We start from the raw sequence: 6,302 nt of genomic DNA, 5'->3' as shown, positions 1-6,302 counted from the left end.
ACCCAGCCCGGACCGGGAAGTGGTGTTTCAGAGGATTGGCCGCCCCGGGACCGTCCGCGCCGATGCGTGTCCGGTGCTCCCTGTCAGGCAACTCGAAGAACTCTAGACCTCTCCGGAGACCGAGTCAAGCACGGGTTCCCGCTCCTTGGGGGCCTCCTCCGGGGCCTCCTCGGCAGTCTCGTCGGCTGGCAGCTGGAAGGCCAGGACGGCCACGTCGTCGTCGTGCTCCGACGTCACGCCCATGGCTCGCAGCAGACGGGCGCAGATCACCTCGGGGGCGCCGATCGCGCCGGTCAGGGTGCGGGCGAGGAGGTCGAGTCCCTGGTCGATGTCCTCGTCGCGGCGTTCGACGAGTCCGTCCGTATAGAGGACGCCGGTCGTGCCGGGAAGGAGGCGCAGGGTGTGCGAGACGTGCAGGCCGCCGCCGGTTCCCAGGGGCGGGCCGTTCTGCTCCTCGCTGCGCAGGATGGTTCCGTCGGGGCAGCGCAGGAGCATCGGGAGGTGGCCGGCGGAGGCGTAGGAGAGGGTGCGGCGCTGCGGGTCCCAGACGGCGTAGGTGCAGGTGGCGATCTGGTTGGCGTCGATCTCCATGGCGAGGCCGTCGAGCAGGCGCATGACCTCGTGCGGCGGGAGGTCGAGGCGGGCGTACGCGCGGACGGCGGTGCGCAGCTGGCCCATGACGGCGGCGGCGCGCAGTCCGCGGCCCATCACGTCGCCGATGACGAGCGCGGTGCGTCCGCCGTCGATGGCGATGACGTCGTACCAGTCGCCGCCGACCGCCGCTTCGGCGCCGCCGGGCGGGGAGGTGGCGGCGACGCGGAGGTCGGCGGGCTGGTCGAGCTTCTGCGGGAGCAGGCTGCGCTGGAGGGTGACGGCGGCCTCGCGCTGGCGGCGTTCGGCCTCGCGGAGCCGGGCGGCGGCGAGGACCTGGTCGGTGACTTCGGCGGCGAAGATGAGCACGCCGGCGGGCGGGCCGTCGATGGGGACGTCCCGGGAGTCGCGGACGTCGCGGGGGTCGCCGGCGCCGAGCGGGACGCAGGAGACGTTGTAGTAGCGGTTGCCGGTGAGGCCGAGGATGCAGCGCGCCTTGACGCTGCGGGGCCGGCCGCCGCGGATGACCTGGTCCATGAGCGGCAGGACGCCGAGGGTGGCGAGCTCGGGCAGGGCCTCGCACGCGGGCAGGCCGGTGGGGCGCTCGCCGAAGAGTTCGCGGTAGGCGCGGTTGGCGTAGGCGAGCTGGTGCAGGGGGCCGTAGGTGACGGCGACGGGGGCGGGGATCCGGTTGAGGACCTCGCGCAGGTGCTGGGGTTTGTGCGGGTCGAGGAGTTCGGCCGCGGTGGCGAGGCTGGTCGGGTCGCGCGGGCCCGGGACCACGACGTCGCCGGAGGGCACGCCGTCCTCCGTGCCGACCGCGGTCTGCGGGGCGGCACGCCAGGGGACTCCGGTGAGCCGGGCGCTCCAGCGCATGAGGTTCAAACGACGGCCGCTTCCTCGTTTTCCAGTCATATCATCACTTTTTGTGTACACATCAGCACACGGGGTAATGACTCGGTTGGGGCTGATCCTGTCAGGCGGAGGGCCGATTCCGGAAGTCGCGCGCGCTCGGCGTGGCCGTCCGGTCCGTCACGCCGGGGCGTCCGGCCCACGTTCGGGGCCCGGTCCGAACCCCGCCTCGAATTCCGAACGCGGGTGCTCCAGGGTGCCGAGCGAGACGACCTCCCGGGAGAACAGCCCGCCCAGCACCCAGTCCATCAGCACCCGCACCCGCCGGTCCGCGCTCGGCAGCCGGCGCAGGTGCCGGGCGCGGTGCAGCCACCAGGCGCGGCGTCCGGTGAGGCGCCCGCCGCGCCGGGTGTGGGCGACGGCGCGGCGCAGGCCGAGCGAGGTCGAACAGGCGGCCGGGCCCGGCCGGTACGCGGCGAGGTCGGGCGAGTGCGGGCCGCCGTCCAGGGCGACGGCGACGTTGCGGGCGAGCAGCTCGGCCTGGGCGAAGGCGTGCTGGGCGTTGGGCGCGCAGGGGGCGCCGTCCGCGTGCGGGTCGGGCACGGCCGCGCAGTCGCCGGCCGCCCAGACGCCGGGCAGCGCGCGTCCGTCCGGGCCGACGACCTGGAGGGTGGGCAGGCAGCGCACCCGGCCGGCGGTGTCCAGCGGCAGGTCCGTGTCGCGCAGCAGCGGGGACGGGCGCACCCCGGCCGTCCAGACCAGGGTCCGGGCGGCGAAGCGGCTGCCGTCGGACAGGGCGACGACCTGGCCGGCCGCCGATTCCAGCGTGGTGCGCAGCCGGACGTCGACGCCGCGTTCGCGCAGCTGGCCGAGGGTGTGCGCGGCGAGTTCGGGCGACTCCTCGGCGAGGATCCGGTCGGTGGCCTCGACCAGCACCCAGCGCAGGTCCTCCGGGGCGACGTTGTGGTAGCCGCGCACCGCGTACCTGGCCATGTCCTCCAGCTCGGCGAGCGCGCCGACGCCCGCGTACCCGGCGCCGACGAAGACGAAGGTGAGGGCGGACTGGCGCAGGGCCGGGTCCCGGGTGGCGGACGCGAGGTCCAGCTGTTCGAGGACGTGGTTGCGCAGGCCGACCGCCTCGGCGACGGTCGAGAAGCCCCGGCCGCACTCGGCGAGGCCGGGCACCGGGGCCGTCCTGGAGACCGAGCCGGGCGCCACCACCAGGACGTCGTACGGGAGTTCGATCGGCGTGGGGGACTCGCCGGGGGCCGCCGCGTCGGCCAGGGCCCGGCGGGCGGCGTGCTCGATCCGGGTGATCCTCGCGGTGAGCACCCGGCAGTCCGGCAGGGCCCGGCGGAGCGGCACGACCACATGCCGCGGGTCGATCGAGCCGGCCGCCACCTCGGCGAGCAGCGGGTGGTACGTGAGGTAGGCCTGGGGTTCGACGACGGTGATCTCCACCTCGCCCCGGCGCAGCCGGTCGCGCAGGCCGCGCTGGAGGTGGAGCGCGGTGGCCGTCCCGGCGCAGCCGCCTCCGGCGATCAGGATCCTTATGGTGCACCTCCGGACGGTGTCGCGTTCGTGTGGTGTTCCGTCCCGGTCACGGAGTCCGGGCCGTCCCCCGTTCGGGGGGTATCCCCCGACGCGCCCCCCTATGAAGGACCGTGGGGGGCCGTCTTGTCCACAGTCCGTACGGGGCCGGATGCGGCGCGAGTGACCGGTGTGGCCAGTTGTGCTGTCCGGGTGACTTTCTGACGCACTTTCGGCTTCGGAGAGCCGTGAACTATGGTCGGATTGTGTGCTGGAGCGGCCACCGCCATGACAACCGGCGGCGACGCACCGTGGAGCGGCCACTACGGCCAGTTCCAGCGTTGGCGCGAGAACCCGACTGCGGGACAGTCATCCGGGGAAGGGTAGTTCCCGGACGAGGCCCCGGACGGTGCCGACGCACCGAGCCGGACGCGTGGCCCGGCCCGGTGGCACGACCGTGGTCACCGGAACGGGACGGGCGGCACGAGCAATGGGTCATCAGGTCACTTCTGACGGGCTGAGCTTGCACCGGGGGGTGCAGGGGCGGGCGACGACAGGGTCCGGGATCGGACGCCTGCGGGGGAGAGTTGAGATGATGGAGCAGGAACAGATGTTGGGGCGGGCGGGTGCACCGCACGTCGTCCAGGGCACGGTGCCGGAGCAGCGCGGGCCGGTGGAACTGCCGCCGCAGCACGGGGTGTCGGCGGTCTCGTACGCCGGTGTCCCGTACCGGGCGGAGCCCTTGCAGGCCGCCGTGCCGGGTGCCCGGCTACGGGTGGACGCGCGGCGGAACCTGGAGAGCGTGCTGCGCGCCGCCCGGGAGGTGTTCGGCGAATTCGGCTACGGCGCACCGATGGAGGAGGTCGCCCGCCGCGCCGGGGTCGGCGTCGGCACGGTGTACCGGCGCTTCCCGAGCAAGGAGGTGCTGGTCCAGCGGATCGCCGCCGAGGAGGTGGCCTGGCTGACGGCACAGGCGCGCGAGTCGCTGTACGGCGGCGGCGGTGCCTGGGAGTCGCTGGCCGGGTACCTGGCGCGCGCGGTGAGCACGGGCGCCGGGCGGCTGCTGCCGCCGGAGGCGTTCCGGTACGCCGAGGAGCTGGGCCGGGTGCCCGAGCAGCGGGCGCCCGAACAGGCGCTCTCCGCCCGGTTCGACCTGCGCGGCGACGAGGCGCGGACGGCGGCCGACGCGACGGCGGCGGACGCCGATCCGCGGCTGCTTCTCCAGCTGCTGGCCGCCCTGGTGGCCAGGGCGGGCGCGGCGGGCGAACTGCGGCCGGGCGTCACGGTCGCGGACGTCGTCCTGGTGCTGACCGCGTCGGTGCCGGTGCACGCGGCGCGGACGGTGCCGGCGGTGGCCGGGGTGCCGGGCGTCGTGGTCGGCGGGCCGCAGCCGGACGGGCACGCGGTGGCCGGGCCCTCGGACCGGCTGCTGCAGATCCTGCTGGACGGCCTGCGGGCGCGTTGACGGCCCACGGGCGGGCTCGCGCCCGCCGGGGCCGGTGATCCTGGGCACGGCCTGCGGGTCGGCCCGGCACGGCGGGCTGCCGTGACCGGTAAGGGAGTTGGACGAGTGACCGGCGCGCGGGCACTGGGCGCGCGCCGGGTGCGGGCGTCGCACAACCGGCTGTCGTGCGCTGGGCGAACACCTCCGCGACGTCCCCTCGGAAGAGTGGGTACCGGCCGGTCCGGCTACCGCCCTTCCCTGCGCTATGCCATCCTTTGCCCGTGGTTGGAGCCAATGTCCCGATGCGCGCCCTTCGAGCGCCGTCGGCGCCGTACGACGGGGGACCGTGCGCCCACGCACGCCCGCGTGCTCTGCCGCGCTACGGGGGCTGTCGTGGAGGCTGGGGTCCGTTGTGAGCGCCGAGGAACAGAACGACTACGGATACGGGCTCGACTTCGGCCGCGCTGACGGCCGCGCCGGCGGCCGCGCCGGCGGCCGCGCCGGCGGTCACGCGGGCGGTTCGCCGGACGGCGCCGTCGGCGGTCACTCCGGCGGGCCGGCGGAGGGGTCCGACGCGTCGTCCTCCGGCGTGCCCGGCCGCGCGTCCGGCCAAGTGCCCGGCGCCGCGCCGGGATCGGCCGCGGGACCGGCCACCGGCCACGTCCCCGACCAGGCCGGGATGCCCAGCCGCGAGTCGCTGTCCGCCTCCGCCGCCGCCCTCCCGTCGGGCCGGGTGCCCGGCCAGGCACCGGCCGGCCGCGGTGGCGTCGCCCCCGAGGCCTTCGTCGGCGGCAGCCGCCGTGCCCGCCCCACGGTGCCCGCCCCCGCCGACCCGGTCGACGGCGAGCGCCCGCCCTCCGACGCCGAGTTGACCGCCCGGGTGCGGGCCGGCGACGACACCGCGTACGAGGAGATCTACCGCCGGCACGTCGACTCCGTCCGCCGCTACGCGCGCACCTGCTGCCGGGACAGCTTCACCGCCGAGGACCTCGCGGGCGAGGTGTTCGCCCGCACCCTGCAGGCGCTCAGGGCGGGCAAGGGCCCCGAGTTCGCCGTCCGCGCCTACCTGCTGACCGCCGTGCGCAACGTCGCCGCGGCCTGGACCCGCAGCGAGCGGCGCGAACAACTCGTCGACGACTTCGGCGTGTTCGCCCAGAGCTCGGCCGCCGTCGTCGACCTCGACCTGGCCGACCCGGGAGCCGACGCCTGGGCGATGGCCATGGCCGACCAGCGCATGGTCATGCAGGCCTACGCCGAACTGCCCGAGGACGACCGGGTCGTACTCTGGCACACCGAGGTCGAACGCGAGTCCCCGAAGACCGTCGCGGTGATGCTCGGCAAGACCGCCAACGCCACCGCCGTCCAGGCCCACCGGGCCCGCGACCGCCTGGCCGCCGCGTTCCTCCAGGCCCACGTCTCCGGCAGCCAGGACAGGGCGTGCGAGGGGTACGCCAACCGGCTCGGCGCGTACGCGCGCGGCTCGCTGCGCAAGCGGGCCTCGGCGGACGTCGGACGGCACCTCAAGGAGTGCGACCGCTGCACGGCGGCCTACCTCGAACTGTCCGAGATCAACACCGGTCTGCGCGCGCTGCTGCCCGGCGGGGTGCTGGTCTGGGTCGGCGTCGGCGGGTTCGGCGCCGCCGCGGCCGCGGTGGGGGGTGCCGCCGCGGTCGGTGGCGCCGCCGTCGGGACGGCCGCGGCGACGGCCGGGTCGACGGCGGGCACGACGGCGGGCACGACGGGAGCCGCCGCCGGGTCCGCGGCCGGTACCGGTGGTGCGGGTGCCGGAGCAGGTGCGGCCGGTGCCGGGGGCGCGGCCGGTGCCGGGGGCGCGGCCGGCGGGAGCGGGTCCGGGGCCGGCGCGGTCGCCGCGGAGGGCCTCGGC

The 6,302-nt window shown here is 75.9% G+C and carries 3 protein-coding genes and 1 pseudogene; 2 read left to right on the top strand and 2 right to left on the bottom strand.

The features are described from left to right. Nucleotides 1–183: 183 nt before the first annotated feature. Nucleotides 184–1,476: pseudogene (locus ACFVU9_RS45070) on the bottom strand (PP2C family protein-serine/threonine phosphatase); the annotation flags it as partial. 147 nt (nt 1,477–1,623) lie between these two features. After that, nucleotides 1,624–2,985, bottom strand: coding sequence for an NAD(P)/FAD-dependent oxidoreductase (locus ACFVU9_RS45065; protein WP_387603820.1), 1,362 nt, complete (start codon nt 2,983–2,985; stop codon nt 1,624–1,626). 580 nt (nt 2,986–3,565) lie between these two features. Between ACFVU9_RS45065 and ACFVU9_RS45060 the strand changes: the two genes are divergently transcribed. Both ACFVU9_RS45060 and ACFVU9_RS45055 read left to right on the top strand, forming a co-directional pair. Beyond that, a complete protein-coding gene (locus ACFVU9_RS45060) occupies nt 3,566–4,438 on the top strand; it encodes a TetR/AcrR family transcriptional regulator (protein ID WP_380436915.1) in 873 nt (290 codons plus the stop codon). A 391-nt stretch (nt 4,439–4,829) separates the two neighbouring features. Continuing rightward, nucleotides 4,830–6,302, top strand: a 1,473-nt coding sequence (locus ACFVU9_RS45055) for an RNA polymerase sigma factor (protein WP_387603817.1), incomplete at its 3' end; no start/stop codon positions are given.

Origin of the sequence: Kitasatospora sp. NPDC057936 (assembly GCF_042887525.1) — a bacterium.
Taxonomy (GTDB): Bacteria; Actinomycetota; Actinomycetes; order Streptomycetales; family Streptomycetaceae; genus Kitasatospora.
Note: the sequence above shows the minus strand (reverse complement) of the source record. Positions and strands in the feature narration are given on the sequence as shown.

Bases quoted from the DNA above. Each gene is read 5' to 3' on its own strand.
- ACFVU9_RS45060 (WP_380436915.1), top strand. From the start codon at position 3,566: ATGATGGAGCAGGAACAGATGTTGGGGCGGGCGGGTGCACCGCACGTC.